The sequence below is a fragment of the Rhodococcus xishaensis genome (assembly GCF_004011825.1).
Taxonomy (GTDB): domain Bacteria; phylum Actinomycetota; class Actinomycetes; order Mycobacteriales; family Mycobacteriaceae; genus Prescottella; species Prescottella xishaensis.
Window position 1 is genome coordinate 360,639 of sequence record NZ_RKLO01000004.1, and the last position, 20,674, is coordinate 381,312.

22 protein-coding genes are annotated in these 20,674 nt (G+C 67.5%); 5 read left to right on the forward strand and 17 right to left on the reverse strand.

All coding sequences use genetic code 11. The annotated features are described in order from the left end of the window. Window positions 1-45 precede the first annotated feature (45 nt). From EGT50_RS11760 to EGT50_RS11770, 3 genes are read right to left on the reverse strand one after another with little or no spacing between them, the layout of a single operon-like run. On the reverse strand, window positions 46-1,677 hold the full coding sequence (locus EGT50_RS11760; RefSeq protein WP_127954716.1) for an ABC transporter permease: 1,632 nt from the start codon (window positions 1,675-1,677) through the stop codon (window positions 46-48). Then, entirely contained in the window at window positions 1,674-2,573 is a 900-nt protein-coding gene (locus tag EGT50_RS11765; protein WP_127954718.1) for an ABC transporter ATP-binding protein, read from the reverse strand. The genes EGT50_RS11760 and EGT50_RS11765 overlap by 4 nt, the downstream gene beginning before the upstream one ends. Further along, window positions 2,570-3,235 (reverse strand): TetR/AcrR family transcriptional regulator, encoded by a 666-nt coding sequence (locus EGT50_RS11770; protein WP_127954720.1) that lies wholly within the window; start codon window positions 3,233-3,235, stop codon window positions 2,570-2,572. Before EGT50_RS11770 ends, EGT50_RS11765 begins: the two co-directional genes overlap by 4 nt. Before the next feature lie 207 nt (window positions 3,236-3,442). Between EGT50_RS11770 and EGT50_RS11775 the strand changes: the two genes are divergently transcribed. Further along, window positions 3,443-4,996 carry a succinic semialdehyde dehydrogenase gene (locus EGT50_RS11775; protein ID WP_127954722.1) on the forward strand — a complete coding sequence of 518 codons (1,554 nt, stop codon included), beginning with the start codon at window positions 3,443-3,445 and terminating at the stop codon, window positions 4,994-4,996. A gap of 329 nt (window positions 4,997-5,325) precedes the next feature. Here EGT50_RS11775 and EGT50_RS11780 read toward each other — a convergent pair whose 3' ends face one another. Beyond that, a complete protein-coding gene (locus EGT50_RS11780; RefSeq protein ID WP_127954724.1) occupies window positions 5,326-5,757 on the reverse strand; it encodes an SPW repeat protein in 432 nt (143 codons plus the stop codon). Between the two features lie 293 nt (window positions 5,758-6,050). Between EGT50_RS11780 and nhaA the strand changes: the two genes are divergently transcribed. After that, window positions 6,051-7,436 carry a Na+/H+ antiporter NhaA gene (gene nhaA / locus EGT50_RS11785; RefSeq protein WP_127954726.1) on the forward strand — a complete coding sequence of 462 codons (1,386 nt, stop codon included), beginning with the start codon at window positions 6,051-6,053 and terminating at the stop codon, window positions 7,434-7,436. Here nhaA and EGT50_RS11790 read toward each other — a convergent pair. From EGT50_RS11790 to EGT50_RS11810, 5 genes are all read right to left on the reverse strand, one after another. Then, window positions 7,425-8,285, reverse strand: coding sequence for an SDR family NAD(P)-dependent oxidoreductase (locus tag EGT50_RS11790; RefSeq protein ID WP_127954728.1), 861 nt, complete (start codon window positions 8,283-8,285; stop codon window positions 7,425-7,427). The two genes, nhaA and EGT50_RS11790, sit on opposite strands and share 12 nt — an antisense overlap. Window positions 8,286-8,317: 32 nt before the next feature. Continuing rightward, window positions 8,318-9,271: a CopD family protein gene (locus EGT50_RS11795; protein ID WP_127954731.1), complete on the reverse strand. Its 954-nt coding sequence runs from the start codon at window positions 9,269-9,271 to the stop codon at window positions 8,318-8,320. Between the two features lie 9 nt (window positions 9,272-9,280). Next, window positions 9,281-9,823 (reverse strand): copper resistance CopC family protein, encoded by a 543-nt coding sequence (locus EGT50_RS11800; protein ID WP_235870713.1) that lies wholly within the window; start codon window positions 9,821-9,823, stop codon window positions 9,281-9,283. A gap of 92 nt (window positions 9,824-9,915) precedes the next feature. Then, on the reverse strand, window positions 9,916-10,440 hold the full coding sequence (locus tag EGT50_RS11805) for a hypothetical protein (protein ID WP_127954733.1): 525 nt from the start codon (window positions 10,438-10,440) through the stop codon (window positions 9,916-9,918). A gap of 16 nt (window positions 10,441-10,456) precedes the next feature. Beyond that, a complete protein-coding gene (locus EGT50_RS11810; protein WP_127954735.1) occupies window positions 10,457-11,086 on the reverse strand; it encodes a DUF6474 family protein in 630 nt (209 codons plus the stop codon). 120 nt (window positions 11,087-11,206) lie between these two features. On the opposite strand from EGT50_RS11810, the gene EGT50_RS11815 reads away from it, so the two are divergent. After that, the gene (locus tag EGT50_RS11815) at window positions 11,207-12,796 is read left to right on the forward strand and encodes a TM0106 family RecB-like putative nuclease (RefSeq protein ID WP_408014634.1); all 1,590 of its coding nucleotides are present in this window, start codon (window positions 11,207-11,209) and stop codon (window positions 12,794-12,796) included. 80 nt (window positions 12,797-12,876) lie between these two features. Here EGT50_RS11815 and EGT50_RS11820 read toward each other — a convergent pair whose 3' ends face one another. From EGT50_RS11820 to EGT50_RS11840, 5 genes are all read right to left on the reverse strand, one after another. After that, window positions 12,877-13,641: an SDR family NAD(P)-dependent oxidoreductase gene (locus EGT50_RS11820; protein ID WP_127954737.1), complete on the reverse strand. Its 765-nt coding sequence runs from the start codon at window positions 13,639-13,641 to the stop codon at window positions 12,877-12,879. 125 nt (window positions 13,642-13,766) lie between these two features. After that, window positions 13,767-14,138 (reverse strand): hypothetical protein, encoded by a 372-nt coding sequence (locus EGT50_RS11825; protein ID WP_127954739.1) that lies wholly within the window; start codon window positions 14,136-14,138, stop codon window positions 13,767-13,769. A 16-nt stretch (window positions 14,139-14,154) separates the two neighbouring features. Then, window positions 14,155-14,688 carry a DUF3558 domain-containing protein gene (locus tag EGT50_RS11830; RefSeq protein WP_235870714.1) on the reverse strand — a complete coding sequence of 178 codons (534 nt, stop codon included), beginning with the start codon at window positions 14,686-14,688 and terminating at the stop codon, window positions 14,155-14,157. A gap of 103 nt (window positions 14,689-14,791) precedes the next feature. Next, window positions 14,792-15,163, reverse strand: coding sequence for a hypothetical protein (locus EGT50_RS11835; RefSeq protein ID WP_127954742.1), 372 nt, complete (start codon window positions 15,161-15,163; stop codon window positions 14,792-14,794). Window positions 15,164-15,176: 13 nt separating this feature from the next. Beyond that, window positions 15,177-15,713: a DUF3558 domain-containing protein gene (locus tag EGT50_RS11840; protein ID WP_235870715.1), complete on the reverse strand. Its 537-nt coding sequence runs from the start codon at window positions 15,711-15,713 to the stop codon at window positions 15,177-15,179. A gap of 182 nt (window positions 15,714-15,895) precedes the next feature. Here EGT50_RS11840 and EGT50_RS11845 point away from each other — a divergent pair, with 182 nt between their 5' ends. Continuing rightward, complete coding sequence (locus EGT50_RS11845; RefSeq protein WP_127954746.1) at window positions 15,896-16,540, forward strand: PadR family transcriptional regulator; 645 nt, start codon at window positions 15,896-15,898, stop codon at window positions 16,538-16,540. 16 nt (window positions 16,541-16,556) lie between these two features. Here EGT50_RS11845 and EGT50_RS11850 read toward each other — a convergent pair whose 3' ends face one another. Beyond that, window positions 16,557-17,975, reverse strand: coding sequence for an amidase (locus EGT50_RS11850; RefSeq protein ID WP_127954748.1), 1,419 nt, complete (start codon window positions 17,973-17,975; stop codon window positions 16,557-16,559). Window positions 17,976-18,107: 132 nt separating this feature from the next. On the opposite strand from EGT50_RS11850, the gene nrdF reads away from it, so the two are divergent. Then, a complete protein-coding gene (gene nrdF / locus EGT50_RS11855; protein ID WP_127954750.1) occupies window positions 18,108-19,061 on the forward strand; it encodes a class 1b ribonucleoside-diphosphate reductase subunit beta in 954 nt (317 codons plus the stop codon). Between the two features lie 28 nt (window positions 19,062-19,089). On the opposite strand, the gene EGT50_RS11860 is transcribed toward nrdF, so the two are convergent. Both EGT50_RS11860 and EGT50_RS11865 read right to left on the reverse strand, forming a co-directional pair. Further along, window positions 19,090-19,797 (reverse strand): TMEM165/GDT1 family protein, encoded by a 708-nt coding sequence (locus EGT50_RS11860; protein ID WP_127954752.1) that lies wholly within the window; start codon window positions 19,795-19,797, stop codon window positions 19,090-19,092. Window positions 19,798-20,067: 270 nt separating this feature from the next. Then, complete coding sequence (locus tag EGT50_RS11865) at window positions 20,068-20,595, reverse strand: peptidase (protein ID WP_127954754.1); 528 nt, start codon at window positions 20,593-20,595, stop codon at window positions 20,068-20,070. Between the last annotated feature and the right edge of the window lie 79 nt (window positions 20,596-20,674).

Consider the following 20,674-nt stretch of genomic DNA (forward strand, 5'->3'; position numbering starts at 1 on the left):
TCAGGGCATGGGCGGCGGTGGCGGGGCGTCGCCGGCCGGTGAGGGTCAGCGGAGGTCGCGGCGGCGCAGCCCGGCGAGACCGCCGACCAGCAACGCCACCGCGATCAGCAGCAGCCAGACGACCGGTGCGGCCTGGAACTCGGCCCCCGGCAGCCGGGGCAAGTGCAGGAACGGCACGAGGTCGAGCAGCAGCTGGGGGAGATCGGCGACCATCCCGATGATGTACAAAGCGAGCATCGCTGCGAACACGACCCACGCGCCCGGGGCCAGACGCGGCAACGCACCGAACAGCGCGACGGTGATCCCCGTGACGAGCCATACCGCCGGCAGTTGTACGAGCGCGGCTGCTAGGACGGGAGGGATCTGTCCGCCGATGTCGCCGATGGACGCGCCGTACGCGATCCCGGCCGCAAGCCCCGCGACGATGAGGACGATTGCGGGACCAGCGAGAGCGAACAGGAGGTGGCTGCTCGCCCAGCGCGGGCGGCCGATCGCCGCGCCGAGAACGGATTCGGCTCGGCTCGACTCCTCCTCATCGCGCAACTGCAATGTCGCGGAGATGGAGAAGGCGGCCGCGGCGAGGCCGAAGATGGAGAAAATCATCGCGAGGTACGCATCCTCGATCACCTTGGTCCCACCCATGCGGTCCAGGACAGAGATGATGAATTCGCTGCTGCCGATCTGGTCGCTGACGCCGCTCGCCGCGGCGCCGAGCATGGCCGCGAACACGGCCAGTCCCACCGTCCACGCGAGCAGTGGTCCGCGCTGCATGCGCCAGGCGAGGCCGATCGGGCCCGACAAGAAGGTCGACGCTTCGCCGGGACCGGGGCGTCCGGCGATGAGGCCGGCACCCAGGTCGCGCTGGTCGTGCAGGCGGTAGGCGACGGCGACGAGGACGACGGCGGTAACCGCCGATAGCAACAGCACCCACCAGCGTTCGTCGGCGAACGGCCGCAGCTGCTGCGCCCACCCGATCGGTGACAGCCACGACATCGTTCCCGATCCGACGTCCCCGACAGCTCTGAGCAGGAACGCGAACGCGAGGACGGCGAACGCGAGGCCGCGCGCCAGTCGCGCGCCGGTGCTGATTTGGGCGGCGACCGCTGCCACCCCCGCGAACACCACCCCGGCGCCGAACATGGCCGCGCCGAACGCGATCGATCCGGCGGCGCCCGTTCCGATCGCGGCGAGGCCCGCAGTGCTGGCCGCGGCACTGACGACCGTTCCGATGCCTGCGACGAGAAGCGCCGCGGTGAGGCCCGCGCGGCGTCCGATCGACGTCGACTCGAGCAGTTCTGTGCGCCCCATCTCCTCCTCGGTGCGGGTGTGGCGGATGACGGTCAGGATGACGGCGATGGCCAGCATCGGGAACAGGATCCCCGATCGCCACGTCGCCAGCGCGCCGATGCTGGACCCGAATATTGGTCCCACCAAGGCGATCTGGGACTTCACGACCGCGGTCGTTGCCGCGAACGCGGCACGGGCACTCTCCGTCGGGTACAGTCCCGCGATCGAGCTGCCGTACACCATTGGCAGCACGCCCAACACGATCGCCCAGGCAGGCAAGATCATCCGGTCGCGGCGCAGGTAGAGGCGCAGCAGCGCCGTTGTTCCGGTGAAAGGCGACGACGTCGTCACCCCCGTAACGGTGGCCCTCGACGTCGCGGTGGCGGTCATGCCCGCACCTCTTCCGCGATTTGATAGTGCTGCATGAACAGTTCCTCGAGTGTCGGAGGCGTGCTGACCAGGCTTCGGACGCCCGTGTCACCGAGGGTGCGAATCAGGGCGCCGAGTGCGTCCGCGTCGGCCTGGCAGTGCAGCGTCCGGCCGTCGATCCGCACGTCTTCGACACCCGGAATTCGTCCGAGATCGCCTGGATCACCGTCGAGTTCGGCGGTGATGGACGTGCGGCTCAGGTGACGCATCGCGGCGATCGAGCCACTCTCGACTGTTCGGCCGGCCCGGATGATCGTGACCTTTTGGCACAGAGCTTCGACCTCCGAGAGGATGTGGCTCGACAGCAGCACGGTCACACCCCGCGCACTGGCCTCCGCGATGCAATCGCGGAACACCTTCTCCATCAACGGATCCAGTCCCGACGTGGGTTCGTCCAGCAGCAGCAGCCGGGCATGCGACGAGAACGCAGAGATCACCGCGACCTTCTGACGGTTGCCCTTCGAGTACGAGCGGGACTTCTTGTGGGGGTCGAGGTCGAATCGTTCGATGAGCTCGGCTCGACGGGCGGTGTCCAAGCCGCCGCGCATCCGCGCCAGCAGGTCGATGATCTCCCCACCGGTGAGTGACGGCCACAGCGTGACGTCGCCTGGGACGTAGGCAACTTCACGGTGCAGGTCGACCGCGTCGCGCCACACGTCGCGCCCGAACAGAGTTGCAGTACCCCCGTTCGCGCGGAGCAACCCGAGCAGCACCCGGATGGTCGTGGACTTGCCGGAGCCGTTGGGCCCGAGAAAGCCGTGGACCTCGCCCTCGCGCACCGTCATGTCCAGCCCGTCGAGTGCACGCGTGGAGCCGAACGACTTCTCCAGCTTCTCGACTTCGATGATTGCGGTCATTCCTTCTCCTTGGAGGATTGCCGTGGGGCTGTGTAGGCGTCGAGCAACGCCGAATCGGTGAACAGCCCTTCGGTGAACAACTCGAGGCCGGGAAGCGCGATCTCGTCGCTCAACTGCCGGAGCGCGCGGGCGTGGTCCACGGAACCGTTCGTATCGGCGTGCATCTGCAGGAACAGCAGTGTCGTGCCGAGGCTGTTCATTGCCAGGTACCGCGCACGTCCGGTGGGGTCGCGGCTCGGTCGCACTCGTCCTTCCTCGACGGCGGCGTCCAGGTACTCTTCGACTCCGGCCACCATGTCTTCGAACAGCGACTCTGCGAGTTCGCCCCCGGCCTGGAACGAGCGGACCAGGTAGGCGACGAGAGGTGCGTACTGCTCGATCTCGCTCATGGATGCGAGCATCCGGCCCGGATCACTCGCTGTGAGCATGTCCCGTTTCTCGCTCGCGATCGCCGCCAGGACGTGGCCGTCGCAGGCGGCGCGCAATCCCTTCTTGGAGCCGAAGTGGTGGTTCACGAGGCCTGGCGAGACTCCGGCGGCGGTCGCGACGGCGCGTATCCCGGCGCCGAACCCCTGTTCTCCGAACACTCTGATCGCGGCGTCACGGATTCGAGCCCGGGTGTTGAGGTCGTGGTCGGGCGAGACCGCCTTTGCTGAACACATGTTTAAAGTATTGCTCACCCGTTCAATCGGGTCAAGAATTCACACGCCACCCTCGCGGAATTTGAGTGCCATCAGTGCGAAATTCTGATGGCCAGTCGGCCCCGGTTTCCGACTGGTCGCGGATCGGATCCTGGTTCCTGTGACTAATGCCGGGGAAAGGGTAGGTTGTCTGTAACTTGCAATCTACTTACCAGTAGGGGTACGACCATGCCTGCTCCGTCAGCAGCGACCTTCGCCCGCCTCGCCGATCTCATCGCGATCCCGGACGCCGCGGACCGTCCTACGCGCCCGATCATCGAGGCCTTCACCGGACGCGAACTCGCCACCGTCCCCGTCGGCACCGCGGCCGACACGCTCGCCGCGATCGAGCGGGCCCGCGTGGCACAGAAGGCGTGGGAGAAGCGGTCACCGGCCGAGCGTGCCGAGATCTTCCTGCGTTACGCCGAACTCGTACTCGAGCGCCGTGGCGCCCTGATGGACATGGCGCAGGCCGAGACGGGCAAGTCGCGGGCGTCCGCCCAGGAGGAAGTCCTCGATGTCTCGTTGACCTCGCGCTACTATGCACGTCTGGCCCCGAAGCTGCTGCGCCCCAAGCGTGTTCAGGGCATGCTGCCCGTCGCGACCAAGACCGTCATCCGCCATCACGCCAAGGGTGTCGTCGGCGTCATCTCGCCGTGGAACTACCCGATGACGCTCGCGGTGTCCGACGCCATCGCAGCGCTGCTCGCCGGCAACGCCGTCGTCCTAAAGCCGGACAGCCAGACCCCGTACTGCGCGCTCGCGTGTGTCGAACTGCTGTACCAGGCCGGTCTACCCCGCGATCTGTTCGCAGTGGTGCCGGGCCCCGGTTCGGTGGTCGGCACGGCGATCGTCGAGAACACCGACTACCTCATGTTCACTGGTTCCACCGCCACAGGACGTCTGCTAGCCGAGCAGGCCGGGCGCCGGTTGATCGGCTTCTCCGCCGAGTTGGGCGGCAAGAACCCGATGATCGTGACCAAGGGTGTGAACCTGCGCGAGGTTTCCGACGCGGCGGTCCGTGCGTGCTTTGCCAACTCCGGCCAGCTGTGCATCTCCGTCGAGCGCATCTACGTCGAGGAGGCTATCGCCCCCGAGTTCATCCGCATGTTCGGCGAGCGTGTGCAGAACATCTCCCTCGCCCCGGGCTACGAGTTCGGCATCGAGATGGGCAGTCTCGTGTCCGAGGCACAGGTCAAGACGGTGTCCGGGCACATCCAGGACGCGGTCGCCAAGGGCGCCACCGTGGTAGCCGGCGGCAAGGCGCGCCCCGACCTCGGGCCGTTGTTCTTCGAACCGACCGTGCTCACCGGCGTCACCGAGGAGATGGAGTGCCACGGGAACGAGACGTTCGGTCCGCTCGTCTCGATCTACCCCGTCGCCAACGTCGAGGAGGCGATCCGGCGCGCCAACGACACCGAGTACGGGCTCAACGCGAGTGTGTGGGCGGGCAACAAGGCCGAGGGCGAGGCCATCGCGGCCCGAGTCATGGCGGGCACCGTCAATGTCGACGAGGGCTACGGACCGACCTGGGGGAGCACCGCGGCCCCGATGGGCGGCATGGGCGCGTCCGGCGTCGGACGCCGGCACGGCGCCGAGGGCCTGCTCAAATACACCGAGGCACAGACCGTCGCGACCACCCGCCTGTTCAATCTCGGTGGCCCGCGGTGGGTTCCGGCGAAGGTCTGGGCCAAGATCCTGCCGCCGTTCGTCAAGGGAATGAAGTACCTGCCGAAGCGCTGACGTCCCGCGCCCTTAACGACCTCCGCGCCCGCCCCTGCCAATAGGCAAGGGCGGGCGCGGAGGTCGTGGAGTGGCCCGGCCGCAGCGGACTGGCACCGGAGTGGACCAGACCCGGGACGTGCTCCATCACCCCCTGGTGGGTGGAATCACCTGCCAGAGGACAACGAGAGCAGCGGCCGCAATGGCACACGAAACCGCGAACATGATCGCCATCAAGGGCGACCCCGTGAGGCCGAGGGTCACCCCCAGGACGAGGATCGACAGCACTGCGACCACCACCGCCTGGATTACTCGTACCGGTGGCCGGCTCGGTTGTCCGGGCACCGCTATCAGGTGCCGCGTCGGGTCATCGCCATAGCCAAACCCAGAGCCGACAGAACGACGACCACTGCGCCGACCACGACGTTGGACCAGATCATTCCCGCACTCGTGCTCACACCGGCCACCAGCCAGGGTGAGACGATCAACCAGACACCCAGCAGCGGCGCAACGAAGGTGATGCCGTGCGTCCGCCCGTAGGTTGTGGCGTGACCGACTGCCAGCAGTGCGACAGCGAGCCCGGCGATCATGTTGGTCATCATCAGGGTCGTCTGACCGTTGAACCCGACGATGAACGACGACGCCGCAGCGTAGAGACCGGCCAGCACCAGCAGCCCTCCGGCGAACTGTAGGGCGGGACCTTCGCCCAGTTCGTCGTAGCTGTCGCGAAGGGCGGCAATATCCGGATGGGTTTCCATCGACATGCTCGGTGATGTCGACATCGCAATCATCTCCTCGACCTTGTTCGATCTGTTCGGTCAAGTATCGGAAGCACCCAATTCGGCTCAGCCGCAGTGAGGTCAGTCAATGCCCTGGCCGAACCCGGTGATTCCGGCCCTTACTCTGACAGTAATCCCGCCAACCGGGTCCCGTAAATCCCGTCAACCGGGCGCGCACTCCCTGCCTGGTTGTACGGCTCGAGTAGTTCGGTGCGAGGCCCCGTCCCGTGGATTCCGAGGGCCGTGTTCTGTTCCCGAGACGGGGTCGCAAGGCATTCTGAGGTGGGAGAACGTCAGTGAACGCACCGCAGTCATCGAGATCGCCGACCGAACGATCCCGCGTCGCGGAGATACTGCGCGACGAGACGGTCGGTGGGGCCTTGCTGTTGGCAGCGGCGGCGGTTGCCCTGGTCTGGGCCAATTCGCCCTGGTCCGCCGCGTACTTCACGATCGGACAATTCGAGCTCGGCCCAACGGCTCTCCACCTCAACCTGTCAATCAGCTCGTGGGCCGAGGAAGGGCTCATGGCGATCTTCTTCTTCGTCGCGGGCCTCGAACTGGCCCAGGAGGTCACCTCGGGGGAGTTGCACGGGCGCCGGCGGGCCGCCGTCCCGGTGGCCGCGGCGATCGGGGGCATGCTGGTGCCGGCGGCGGTGTACGCGGCGGTGAACTTGGCCTCGGTCGGTGGGGATCTACGAGGCTGGGCCATTCCGGCGCCGACCGATATCGCCTTTGCGCTCGCGGTTCTCGCGGTCATCGGTTCGCATCTGCCGGCTCAGTTGAGGGCCTTCCTGCTGGCACTCGCGGTGGTCGACGACTTCCTCGCGATCGTCATCATCGCGACGTTCTTCTCCGAAGCACTCTCGTACGGAGCCCTCGTGGGTGGTATCGCGGGCGTCGGGATCTTCGCAGTGGCCGTCCGCAGGGCTTACCGACCGTGGTGGCTGCTGGTACTGATCGCCGTCGCCACGTGGATCTTGTTCCATTCCTCGGGGATTCACGCGACTGTGGCCGGTGCAGCACTGGGGCTCGTCGTACCGACCCGCGGTGAGCAGCACGGAAGGAGTCTCAGCGCCCGCTACGAACACCTACTGCGCCCGGTATCGGCGGGTCTGGCGGCTCCGGTCTTCGCATTCGTCGCTGCCGGCGTCGCTGTCGGTGGCCTGGCCGGCCTGGGAACGGCGTTGTCGGATCCTGTAGCGCTGGGCGTGGTTCTCGGCCTGTTGCTCGGAAAGCCGATCGGGGTCTTCGGGGCAACCGTGCTGTTCGCCCGCTACGGTCCCGGCCGCCTCGATTCGGGGCTGGGTCGGGTCGATTTGTTAGGCATCGCGGTAATCGCGGGCATCGGGTTCACCGTGTCCCTGCTCATTGTCGACCTCGCCTACGGATCCGGCACGGTGTTCGGATCCCATGCGACGCTCGGGGTGCTCGTGGGTTCGAGCCTTTCCGCGGCGGTCGGGGCGGTGATCCTGTCGATGCGCAACCGCACCTACCGGATGCTCGCGTCGACTGTGCCGGACGAGGACGATTTCACTGAGCCGGGTGAGACCGAGGAAACCGAGCCAGGCGTGGACGAGTCCACCGAGCTGGACGAGATCGAGGAAACCGACCGTGGCGAGGACGAGGTGACCGATCCGGGTGAGGGCGAGTCCACCCAGCGGGGCGAGGATTCAGATACCTGAGTTGTACCGCCGGTGTCGGCCCACGTCGGCTCGTTCGGTGCTGATGGCGTCGGTCAGCCGCACCAGACGACCGAACGTCGGGCCCATCCGGCGCGGTCGACGAACGATCGCGTCGCAGATGACTTGCCCGCCCTGCTCGGATGTCAGTGCCGGCGCATCGGCGTACTGCTTGTTGGGGGCGATCATCGCCGTCCGCACCAGCGGCATGTACACCGACGTGAATGTGATGTTCTCGTGCAGGGTTTCGGCCTGGAAGCAGGTGGAGACTTCGTCCAGTGCGGCCTTCGAGGCCACGTACGCCGAGTACCTGGGGCCGCCGAACAGGTTCGCCACCGAGAGCACGTTGATCACCTGGCAGAACCGGCGTTCACGCATCCCCGGGAGCACCCCCAGCATCAGGCGCACCGCCGCGAAATAGTTGAGCTGCATGGTGCGCTCGAAATCGTGTGCCCGCTCGTACGAGTCGGCGAGCGAGCGGCGGATGGACCGCCCGGCGTTGTTGACGAGGATGTCGACGCCGCCGTGTTCGGCCAGAACCTTACCGATCATTGCCTCGGAGGCTTCTGCGTCATTCAGGTCGCACGGGTAGGCGAATGCCTGCCCCCCGCGGGCCGTGACCGCGTCGACGACCTCTCGAAGTTCGGCTTCGCGGCGGGCAACGAGGATCACGACGGCACCGGCGGCGCCGAGTTCGATGGCGGCCGCGCGCCCGATCCCCGACGACGCCCCCGTGATCAGGACACGGCGGGAGGCCACCGCCCCGGCGAGTGTACGACCTCGACGTCGCGCGAACGGGCCGCGGGTGTCGAGCGCGTGCTTGGCCTGGAACCACCACCCTGTCGCAGTCACGGTGAGCGATCCTATATGACCGATATGACGGGTCAAGCGGTGGTTGCGAGTGCCGCCGCGAGTCCGAGTGCGGTTGCCATAGCGGCCGATTCACCGACCGCCCAACGCAGCGACGCGTCTGCGCCCGTTCGGTGCGCCGACGCCGGGGCCACCCAGGTGCGCCGCAACCACCACCCCGCCGCCAACAACGCGGCGAGGGCGACGATCTTGGCGAGCACCACTCGGCCGTATCCGGTGGTGACGAGCGGGGCCACGCCGCCCAGCCGGATCGCCGCATTGACGACGCCGGTCGCCGCTACCACCCATACACAGCGCCCCGCAATCGTCGAATAGCGCGGCAACAGCGTTGCCCACGCGCCACGTGAACGGACGGTGAGCGCGAGGGCGGCCAGCATCCCGAACCATGTGGCGGCGGCGAGGACGTGACCGGCGCCGAGCAGCGCCCCGAGCATCTGCTGCGACATGTGGCCGCTGACGGGTCGGGTGATCAGCGCCAGCCCAGACAGCGCCAGCACCGGGGCGGCGGGCCACGGCAGGCTTCGCCGGTACGCGACCGCCGCGGTTACGGCCACCAGTGCAGCGCACACCACAGTGAGGACACCGAGTCGGCCCGTGTTGACCACGCGCACGAAATCGATGACAGTGCCCGGCGCAACCGCGAATCGCGAGTGGCCCTCGGCCTCGGCGGCCTCGACGACGACCAGCACGACCTCGGCCACCGTCCACGAGCCCGCCACCGCCGCGGTGGACTGCCACAACAGGTTTGGGTCAAGGGCGGGTCGGCGCTCGTCGCGTTGCAGAAACTGCCAGGCGGCGAGCCCGAACACCGTCGCACCGAGACCCACGGCAAGTACTCGGACCACGCTCGTGGGGGATGGGCCGTCCGGGGTGGCGAGCATCCATGCGATGCCCACCCCGGCCAACGCGGTGACGATCGTGGACAGTAGCCAGGTCCGCCCGGAGACGACCGAGCGCACCGTTCTCATCGGTGACGGTCAGCCCTGGCCGCGCGGCCTGCGTAGCGCGAACCACAGGCCGCCGCCGAACACGACGACCCCGATTCCGACGAACACCCAGATCAGCCCGCTGCTGTCCGACACTTCGTCGGAGCTGCCAGTCGGCGCGGCGGCCTTCGGACCCGGCGTGCCGACGCCCTCCTGGGTGAGCGTGAACACCTGGGTGCCGCTGATCGGGTGGCCGTCGGCGGAGGTCACGCGGAACGCGATCGTGTACTCGCCGGCGGGTCCGAGACCGTCGAGCGGCACGCTGAGGGTGTCGCCCTGGACCGTCGGGTCACCCTTCGACCACAGGTTGCCGTCCGGTCCGACGACGGTGAGCGATGCGAAGTTCTGGTGGAGTGCCTCGTTGAACTGGAGACTGACCTGTTGGGGAGCGGCCGCGATCTGGGCACCGTTCTCGGGGCTGCTCCCGATGACCGCCGAGTGTGCGGACGCAGTGCCGACACCGAGCACCATGGCGAGCATCGCCACGAAGCCGACGACGACGGCACGGAGGCTGGTGATCCTGTGGCCTTTCATGAGACGGCTCCGATCACCGTGACAGGCGTGCGGAGGGGGGTCTTCTTCATCTTCCTCGTGTGTCTTTCTGTGCGGAGGTACCGGTGCGCTGGTCAGGCGCACACGGGTGGTCCGCGCCGGGAGAGTCCCACGGCGAGCACAGCGAGACGCGGTGCGCGATCGAGCCTACGCGGCCGGAGGACCCGCGTCGGCTGGACGCCGACCGTCGGCGGCGTAAGGACAGCGCGCAGGACACCGGTGACCGGCCCGTAGAGCCGTTCCGCGGTCAGGATCAGGCCCGCACAGACGACGGTGGCCGCAGCGTGCGCGGCGAGCATCGTGGATTCCGGAGCCCCACTGTGCACGTGGGCATCGGAGGCGAGGGTGAGCGCGAGGTGCCCCGCGCCCTGCCCGACGGCCAATGCCGCGAGCAGCGCCCACCGGCTGCGGGTGAGCACGGGTAGACCCCCGACGACGACGCCGACCCCGGTACAGACCGCGAGCAGCAGCGTCAGCGAAGTTGTGGCGGGGAGCGTGCCGCCGCCGAAGCCGTGGGCGGCCACGGCCAGAGATGCTGCCGTCGCCCCGACGGCACCGCCGCGGAGGGCGGCGGTGGGTTCGGGGCGACGGGTGGGCATTGTGATCGGGAGAGCGCTAGCGGACGCCGAGGCGCGACAAGATGTCGGCCTCGACGCCGTCGAGTTCCGCGGAGATGGCGTGGTGGGCCTGCTTGCGACGCGCGGGAGACATCTGTTCGGCCGAGCGGACGGCGGTGCCGAGGTCGGTCAAGCGCGAGCGGATCGCGGATGCGAACTGCTGGGTCTCCGCGTCGGCGGGGTGACGGGCGACGATTTCGTCGATGGATTTCTCGGCGCCGGCGATGCGGGCGCTGAGCCTGGCGCCGTGACCGGTGTACTCGCCGAGACGATCGACCGCGATGCCCATCTGTTGGGCACGTTGGGCGTCGATCTGGGCGCGCAGAGCCGTTGCGCCACGGTAGGCGATCGGCACGATGATGGGGGCGAGCAGGCGCGCGACACCGAGATAGCGGCGCAGCTTCGCGACCGTCAAGCCCTTCTCCGACGCCTTGATGGCGGCCTTCTCCTGTGCCTTGAGTGTGGCGATCTGGGCCTTGTCGACCTTTTTCTGCGCCTTCCTGTCCGCGCGGTTCTTCTTGCGGTCGTTCTTCGCGCCGAGCTTGGCCTCGAGCTTGGCCTTGTGTTTGAGCGCCTTCGCCTCGGCCTTGCGCCTGGCGCGCCGCGTACGTTTCTTGAACAACCCCACTGGAATGGCCCCTCCATCTGGTGTTTCGGTGCAGGCGCGGACCGCGTCACGGCCTATCTGTGCTTGTTCCTGATCGCCGCTTTCGGCTTTACCCTAGGTGAGCACATAATCTTGCACATCGTGTGTTCCCCCAACGGTCCGCAGGAAGGCGCCCCCGTGCTGCTCGAGCCGGGAGCTCTTACGCGGTGCCGACACCGGATCCATCTCGACGCCACCTACCCCGACCAGCTCGCTGCGGCCCCCCAGGACATCGGGGTCAAGCAGCGGCAGGAAGCGGCGGCCGCGCAGCGTGAGGCGGTGCGTATCCGGCTCATGGATGCCGACCCCGACGCATGGGTGCGGATCGCGCCCGACGAGCCGCAGCGTGCCCACGCAACCCTCGAGGCGTGCCGGGCCGGTGCAACCAAGATCTGGGGCGCGGCGCTGCCACCCGAACGTGACACAGGTCGGCGCGGAGGCGCCGAGATCCTGCTGCGGGACGCCGAGCTCGGCGGCTACATCCCCGTCATCGTCGTCAACCACAAGGTCACCGATCCGGGCCGCGGAGCGACCACGTCGGGGCTGTTCGAATGGGCGCCGACGATCGACGAGACCCGCAAGGTCCGCTCACACCTGCGCGACCAGATGAGGTTGGCGCACCTGTACCGGATGCTCGAGCGGCACGGTCTGGCCAGCCCGTCGCTCCAGGGGGGTGCGATCGGCTACGGCGCCGACTGCGTCCTCGTCCACGACCTGGCCGAGATCCTCGACGACTACGACGAACGGTTCGCCGACCGGATCGCCGTCGCCCGCGGCGAGGCGGCGACGGTGCCGTCGCAGATCAGCGAGTGCCGCTCGTGCCCGTGGTGGGAGGGCTGCCGAAAGAAACTCGAGCAGACCCGCGACGTGTCGCTGGTGGCGTCCGGGGCGCGCGCCGAAGTGCTGCGCGCGCGGGGAGTGCGCACCATCGACCAGCTCGCCGCGTGGGAGGGCGAGGCCCCGGAGGAGTGGCCGAACAACTCGTTCCACGACACCGTCGTCAACGCGAAGGCTTGGCTCGCCGGGGTGCCGCTGGTGCGCCGCAACGAGACGGTGACCGTGACCCGCGCCGACGTCGAGGTCGACATCGACATGGAGAGCTACCAGGAGCACGGCGCCTATCTGTGGGGGACGCTGCTCAACGTCGCGGGCACGTCCGTGTACCGGCCCTTCGTGAGCTGGGATCCGGTGCCCACTGTCGACGAGGCGCGCTCGTTCGCCGAGTTCTGGACGTGGCTCATGGCCGAGCGCGCCGCCGCAGCAGCTACCGGAAAAACCTTTGCCGCGTACTGCTATTCGCGTACAGCGGAGGACAAGTGGCTGCTGGACTCGGCCCGACGCTTCGCCGGCGTGGAGAGGGTGCCCACCGTCGAAGAGGTCCGCGAGTTCATCGACAGCCCCCAGTGGGTGGACATCTACCAGGCCGTCGACGAGAACTTCGTGTGCCCGAACGGCAAGGGACTCAAGAAGATCGCGCCCATCGCCGGCTTCAACTGGCGCGACGCCGAGGCCAGCGGGGAGGCCTCGATGAGTTGGTACCGCGAGGCCGTCGGCTACGACGGGGAACCCGACCTGGAGCAACGCCGACGGCTGCTCGAGTACAACGAGGACGACGTCATCGCCACCAAAGTGCTGCGCGAGTGGATGAGCGAGCGGGCGGTCGACGAGATCCCGCACGAGTCGGAGCTCTAGCGCCCGACCTCGGGGGCACCGCGTGCCCAGACGGCGAGGCCCCGGGACCGAGCGTCCCGGGGCCTGGCGTGCGTCGGTGACTACCGCGGCGCCATGCGCAGCGCGCCGTCCATGCGGACGGTCTCGCCGTTGATGTAGTCGTGCTCGGTGAGGAACTGCGCCAGCTGCGCGTACTCGTCCGGGCGGCCCAGGCGGGACGGGAACGGGATGCCGGCTTCGAGGTTCTCGCGGTACTCGTCGGTCACGCCGGCGAGCATCGGGGTGTCGATGGTGCCGGGGGCGATGGTGTTGACGCGGATGCCGACCTGCGCGAGATCGCGTGCTGCGGTGATCGTCATCGCGTGCACGCCGCCCTTGGACGCGGTGTACGCGATCTGGCCGATCTGCCCCTCGAACGCCGCCACCGACGCGGTGTTGATGATGATGCCGCGCTGACCGTGGTCGTCGACCGTCGGCAGGTGCTGCATGGCGTTGGCCGCCAGCCGCATCACGTTGAACGTGCCGATCAGATTTACGTTGACGACGGTGCGGAACAGCTCCAGCTGGTGGGGGCCGCTCTTCGACAGGATCCGGCCCGCCCAGCCGACACCGGCGCAGTTGACGACCGCGCGCAACGGGATCCCCGACTCGCCGATCTTGTCGAGCGCCGCCTGCACGTCGTCCTCGTTCGTGACGTCTCCGGCGATGAACGTCACGCCCGCGGGCGCCTCGCCGGCCCGCTCGATGGACGGCGCCAGGTCCAGCCCGAACACCGTGGCACCGGCGTCAACGAAACGCTTCGCGGTCGCGGCCCCCAACCCGGAGGCCGCTCCGGTGATCAGTGCCGCGGTTCCCTGGATATCCACTGCTGTTCCCCTTCGTCTCGGCTCGGCCGACCTCGGCCGGCGACTATGTTCTGCACCATAACGCGGGGGCGGAAGATCTGGGGCTCGGGCTTCGGCAACAAATACGTGCGGATTGCTTCGCGGTGTCAGCGGCCAGCATCGATCCCGCCGAGCGCCTGCGCGTTCGCCTCCTCGGCGGCGCCGAACCTCGCTGCGATCTTCTCGAACACTGCCTGCATCTGCTCGACGACGGCGATGTGGTCGCCGAGGGCCTGGTCGAGGGCGTAGTCCCCGCCCGAGGCCTTCTGTTCGAACTTGCGGGCCAGAGCGATGCCAGAGGGAAGGTGGCCGAGGCCGTCGATTCTGGCGAGTCCCTGAGCGTACCGCTGGAGATCCATCAGTTCTTCTCGCAACTGTCCACAGCGTGCGGCGCACTTCTCGGCGACACCGGGCTCTAGATAGAGCTCGCCACCGTCGACCAGTTCACCGAGTTCTGTCCACGAAGGATTCATCCACATGATCGAGCCTCTCTCGTCAGCGGGGCAGGGAGGGTTCGAGGAGTTCCGCGTTCTCGATCGCTTGAGGACAGGGGCTTTCCGTCGGTGGCAGACCCCTGCCGAGACTCGTCTGAACCATCAGTGTGTCCGGGCCAACGGCGAGCACTACGTCACAGTGCTCGTTGCGGCGGTCGGACGTCTCCCGAACCGTGAACGCCTCGCGCCCAGCGAGATCGATCGGGGTGACGTGGATGAACCGTTCATTCGTGAGAATCGTGTCGAGTGATATTCCCGTGGCGAAGATCGTGAAGTAGAAGGCACGGTCGGGCTCATTCCAGCGGCACAGGCTCCAGCCCGGCTGCTTGACGCCCAAGATGTCGCGACTCTCCGATGCCGGATCGACGCCGATCGCGAGCAGTACATCCTCCGGGACGCTGCACGGATCGAACACTGGCTCCCCGGCCTGCGCCTTTGTCTCGGCCTGCTCCTCACTCGCCGACCCGCAGCCGACAAGACCCAGCACACTGACCGCGGCGACGATCGCGCCGCCCCAACGTCCCACGAACCCCACGCTTCTCCTCATTTCCGCAGCGCCATTTCCACAGCGCCCGGCTCATCGAATCAGACGCGTCTGGATGACGCGTGGTTCCCCGGTGGGAGAGTGGGCTGAACGTCTACTGCCCGGATTCGATCCCGCCGAGTGCCTGCGCGTTCGCCTCCTCGGCGGCGCCGAACCTCGCAGCGATCTTCTCGAACACCGCCTGCATCTGCTCGACGACCACGATGTGGTCGCCGAGGGCTTGGTCGAGGGCGTAGTCGCCGCCCGACGCCTTCAGTTCGAACTTGTGGGCCAGGGCGATACCTGAGGGTAGGTGGCCGAGGCCGTCGATGGTGGCGAGACTTCCGGCGCGGTCTTGGAGTGCTATCAGTTCGTCTCGCAGTTGTTCACACCGGGCGGCGCACTTCTCGGCAATGCCCGGCTCGAGGTAGAGCTCGCCATCGTCGACCAGTTCGCCGAGTTCTTTCCACGAGGGATTTATCCACATGATCGGCCTTCCGTCAGCGGGGTAGGGATAGTTCGAGGAGTTTCGCGTTCTCGATCGCTCGCGGGCAGGGGCTTTCCGACATGGGCAGCCCCTTGGCGAGACTCGTGCGGATCATCAGGGTGTCCGGTCCGGCGGCGAGCACGACGTCGCAGTGCTCGTTGCGGCGGTCGGACGTCTCCCGAACCGTGAACGCCTCACGCCCGGCGAGATCGACCGGGGTGACGTCGACGAACCGTTCATTCGTGAGAATCTCCTCGAGCGGCCTTCCAGTGGCGAAGATCGTGACCAAGAAGGAGATGCCGGGGGAATCGTTCCAGTTGCAAAGGCTCCAGCCCGGCTGTTTGACACCCAAGATGTCGCGCTCTTCCGACTCCGGGTTGACGCCGATAGCGAGCAGTACATCCTGTGGAACGCTGCACGGATCGAACACTGGCTCCCCGGCCTGCGCCTTCGTCTCCGCCTGCCCATCGCCGCCCGAACCGCAGCCGACCAGCGCCAACACACTGACCGCGGCAACGACCGCGCCGCCCCATCGTCCTACGAACCCCACGCTTCTCCTCATTTCCACAGCGCGATTTCCACAGCGCCCCGCTCATCGAACTAGACGCATCAGGACCGCACTCGGTTCCATCGAAGACACGCGTCGTGACCGGCGGTGATGCGCGACACGTTTTCAAAGATACGATCACGATATATCGTGAGTGTGTCGGTTAAGAACGGAAGGAGAAACCGATGAGCAATATGAATCGCCGGCGCGGCCGGGACGATGCGGACGCACCCTTGCGAGCCTGGGGCGAGGGGGCAGGCCGCCGACGCCACCATCACCGCCCGTTCGACGCGGAGGATCCGCGCGGACCGGGCAGGCGCGGCGGGCGAGGTCGCGGTCGCGGCCACGGCGGGCCCCAGGGTCGCGGCGGACCGCGTCGCGCAGGCCGAGGCGACGTGCGCGCGGCCGTCCTGCTGCTCTTGAAAGAGGACGCGATGTACGGCTACCAACTGATGCAGACCATCACCGACCGCACCAACGGGGCCTGGCGTCCCAGCGCGGGCGCGATCTACCCCACCCTCCAGCAGTTGGAGGACGAAGGCATGGTGCACACCTCAGCGGAGGGGGGCCGCAAGCTGGTCAAGCTCACCGAGTCCGGCCGCGCATACGTCGAGCAGAACGCCGAATCCTGGGGCGACCCATTCGCATTCGCGGGATCGGGCCCGGATCTGCGTGGGCCGCTGCGTGATCTGCACGGGGCGGCCCGTCAGGTTCAGATGTCTGGCACGGCGGCTCAGGTCGCCGCGGCCGAGAAGATCCTCGCCGACGCCCGTCGTGCCCTGTACATGATCCTGGCCGGCGACGACGCCGCCGACCAGGACACCCCGTGACACTTCGTTCGAGCGCTCAGGACGGGTCCTGGATCCGCGCCCAGGGCCTGGCGGACTCGAGCTCGTAGGCGAGTTCGAGGAGTGTGCGTTCGTCACCGTGGTTCGCGGAGAAGTGTGCGCCCAGCGGCAGGCCCGTCGAGGTCTGGTGCAGGGGCAGTGAGATCGCGGGACCGCCCGACGCGTTGTTGATCGGGGTGAAGGCCACGTAGTTCACGAGCCGCTCGAACAGCGTCTCGAAATCTTGTGCGGGGGAAAGGTATCCGAGCTTCGGAATGGTGTGTGAGAGAACAGGGGACACCACGACGTCGTACTTCTGGAACATCCGCGCGTAGATGCGGGCCGTGCGCTGCAGCCGGTACAGCATCCGCGGTGTCTCGATCATGTGCTTGCGATACATGGCGTCAAGTCCGCGGCTGAGGTTGTCGGTCTTGGCCGCGTCGAACGTCGGCCCGAACATTCGCTTGCCTCCGGTGAGGAGCGCAAACGACAGGAAGCCCCAGTACAGCTTGAAGTCGCGCATGAATTCCTCGCCGACCGGCAGCGTGGCCTCTTCGACATGGTGGCCGAGTTCGGCGAGCAGGTCGGCGGTGGACTGCATGGCCTTCCGCGTCTCGTCGTCGGTGGGCACCCCGGTCACCGAGTCCACGATCACCCCGACCCGAAGGCGCGTCGACCCCGGTCCCTCGACGAGTCGGATGGGCGGCAGTTTCGGATTGCGGTAGTAGCTCTCGGCCGCGGCGGAGAACCGGGCACTGTCGCGCACCGACCGGGTCACGACGCCCTGCCCGACGATCCGGATCGGCATCGACTTGTCGAGCGAGTTGGCCACCGTGCGGCCGCGAGTCGGCTTGAGTCCCACGAGTCCGCAGGCGGCGGCAGGGATCCTGATGGAGCCCCCACCATCGTTGGCGTGGGCGAACGGCAGCACCCCGGCGGCGACCAATGCGGCGGAGCCGCCGGAGGACGCGCCCGGGGAGTACTCCGGGTTCCAGGGATTGCGGACGGGATCGGCGTCCGGATACTCGGTGGACGCGCTGAACCCGAACTCGGGCAGCCGGCTCTTACCGATCGGCACCGCGCCCGTCGAGAGGAACTGGTCGACGAAGTCGTCGTTCCGGGGTGCCGGGGCGGGCGTGAACGCCGCGCTGCCGTGACCGGTGGGGAGACCCGCGAAATCGACATTGTCCTTGAGGATCGTCGGGACGCCGGAGAACACCCCGCGGCGGGGAGCGTTGGACTTCTCGAGCGCCCGCTCGAAGTCCTCGGTTTGGATCCCGTTCAGAACGCCCTGCACGGCCTCGGCCCGGTCGATCGCGGCCTGGACCACCTCTCGCGCCGACACCTCGCCGGACGCGATGCGCGCGGCCACTCCGGTCGCATCGAGGTCACCCAAGGCGTCGTCACGGAAGGCATGGACATGCAGGTTTTCAGTCATTCCCGGAGTCTAGGGGACCCGGGCGCGCTTCTGGACGATTCCAGCGGAGCCGGGCGAACAGGGCGTCTTCCGGCGCGATAATGGGGGCATCACCTCGCGCACCACACGGCGAACGTGGGGAGCGGAAGGACCATGGAACAAGTCCGGGCGATCAACTGGAACCGAGTACCCGACCCCGAGGACGTCAGGGTGTGGGACCGGCTGACCCGCAACTTCTGGCTGCCGGAGAAGATTCCCCTGGCAAACGACCTCATGTCGTGGCAGACCCTCACCGAGGCCGAACGCCGGCTGACCATCCGGGTGTTCACCGGTCTTACACTCCTCGACACCGCGCAGGCCACCGTGGGCGCCGTCGCGATGATCGCCGATGCCGTCACCCCGCACGAGGAGGCGGTGCTGACGAACATGGCGTTCATGGAGTCGGTGCATGCCAAGAGCTACAGCTCGATCTTTTCGACCCTGTGTTCGACGCGGGAGATCGACGCCGCGTTCGACTGGTCGGAGGAGAACCCCCACCTGCAGCGCAAGGCGCAGATCATTATCGACTACTACCGGGGCGACGATGCCCTCAAACGCAAGGCTTCCTCGGTGATGCTCGAGTCGTTCCTCTTCTACAGCGGATTCTTCCTGCCGATGCGCTGGGCGAGCCGCGCCAAGCTCACGAGCACCGCAGACCTGATCCGCCTGATCATCCGTGACGAGGCGGTCCACGGCTACTACATCGGATACAAGTGCCGGCAGGCGCTCGCGCAGCTCGACGCCGAAGCGCGTGCCGAGCACCGCGACTACACCTACGAGCTGCTGCGAACGTTGTACGACAACGAGGTCCGCTACGCCGCCGATCTGTACGACGAGGTCGGCTGGACCCCGGAGGTGTTGTCTTTCATGAGGTTCAACGCAAACCGGGCACTCGCCAACTTGGGGTACGAACCGCTGTTCGCGCCGGCCGACTGCGAGGTCGACCCTGCGATCTTGTCGTCGCTCGATCCCGGGGCGCTGGAGAGCCACGACTTCTTCTCCGGGGCGGGCAGCGCGTACGTCATCGGCCACCAGCAGCCGACCGAGGACGCCGACTGGGACTTCTGAGGAACTTCCTGACCAGGCAGGAACGCAGCTAGGAGGACACGTGGGCCGTGTCGATCTGCTCCGCAGGTACGCCGGAACGCGTGCGCCGCGTCAGCCATCGGATGCCTGCGATCGCCGCCGAGACGGCCACCACCACGCCCGCAGAGATCGTGCCGGCCGGGGTGTCCGGGAACAGTGCCTCGAGCACCAGCCACGCGCCGAACGCGAAGAACAGCACCGCGGCACCGACCCGGACGAGAACCTCCGGCAGGTGCCTGCCGAGGAGTGCGCCAACGACGATGGCGAGGGCGTCTGCGGCCACCATGCCGACAGTCGAACCGATCCACACGCCCACCCAGTCGTGGTCGGCGGCGAGGGTGACGGTGGCGAGCATCGTCTTGTCGCCGAGTTCGGCGAGGAAGAACGCCGAGGTGACGGCCAGGAACACTGACCCGGTCACCTTCTGGGCCCGTCGCTGCTCGTCGTCGGACAGGCTGTCGCCGCGCAACGTCCACAGACCGAAGATCACGAAAGCGAGGCCGGCGAGAATCGAGATCGCCGTGGTGGGCAGCGATGCGCCGAGGAAATGGCCGACGCCGACGGAGACGAGGTGGACGACCGTGGTTGCGAAGGTGATGCCTGCGAGCACCATCCACCAGCGGTGGCGCAGCGCGAACGTCATAGCCATGAGCTGGGATTTGTCGCCCAGCTCGGCGACGAAGATGACGCCGAAACTCAGCAGGATCGCGGCTGACAATTCCTCGGACCTCCTCCGGTTCTAGTTCTCGGAGGATGTCGGGAACCTTCCTCCGGCCCGAACACGATGGACGTGTCCACGGCCGAAGGTCTCGCCCACCGGACGCCGTCCGGTTCGCGGGCCGGGCGGACACTTCGATGTGCCGGCCAGCATGTCGACCCAGCGATTGCGGGCTACTCCCCTTCGCAAAGGAAACGGTAGTCCTGGTTTAGCGAAAGCGCAAAGGGCGCAATAATTTTGGGGATCCGAACTTTCGATTTCCGGCGGGCGTCATGCGGCCAGCAGCATGGCCAGAACCGCGGTGTCGGGATCTCTGATCGGATCGATTCCGACGCGCGAAACCATCGAGGTCACGGTTCCGTCGGCTTCCGCCTCGACCCAAGCCGCCCGGTGTTCGAGGCCGAGGTGCGGCAGTCCGGGCAGCAGGATGCAGCCGGACGCGGCCCCCGCGCACTCAGGGAGAGACGGCACCGTCTCGGTCGGTGGGTGCAGCATCAGGAGCGCCGGCGGCTGGTGTTCGGCGAACCGGCCCGGAGTGAGGACGCGGTCGCCCAGAACGGGGCCCTCCGAAACGATGAGACCGACGGTTCCGGGTTCGGGATCCTCGGGCAACTCCTCGCGCGCGCCGAAGACCGTCGACGTGGCCAACAGGCCGGGCAAGGACGCGACTCGGACAGCGAGCGCCAGCAGTTGCGCCCACTCCCGCGTCGTGGCGGGCCACCGCCCGGAGATCACGAAGCCGGACAGATCGCCATGCGCGTGGAAGGGTGCGACGCCGACGTACTCTTGCTCGCTCATCTCGGCCCCGATTCCCCTGCCCTCATCGGTATTTCGAGCATGCGCCCTCATGCTGCTGGCACACAAGGGGTACCGGGTG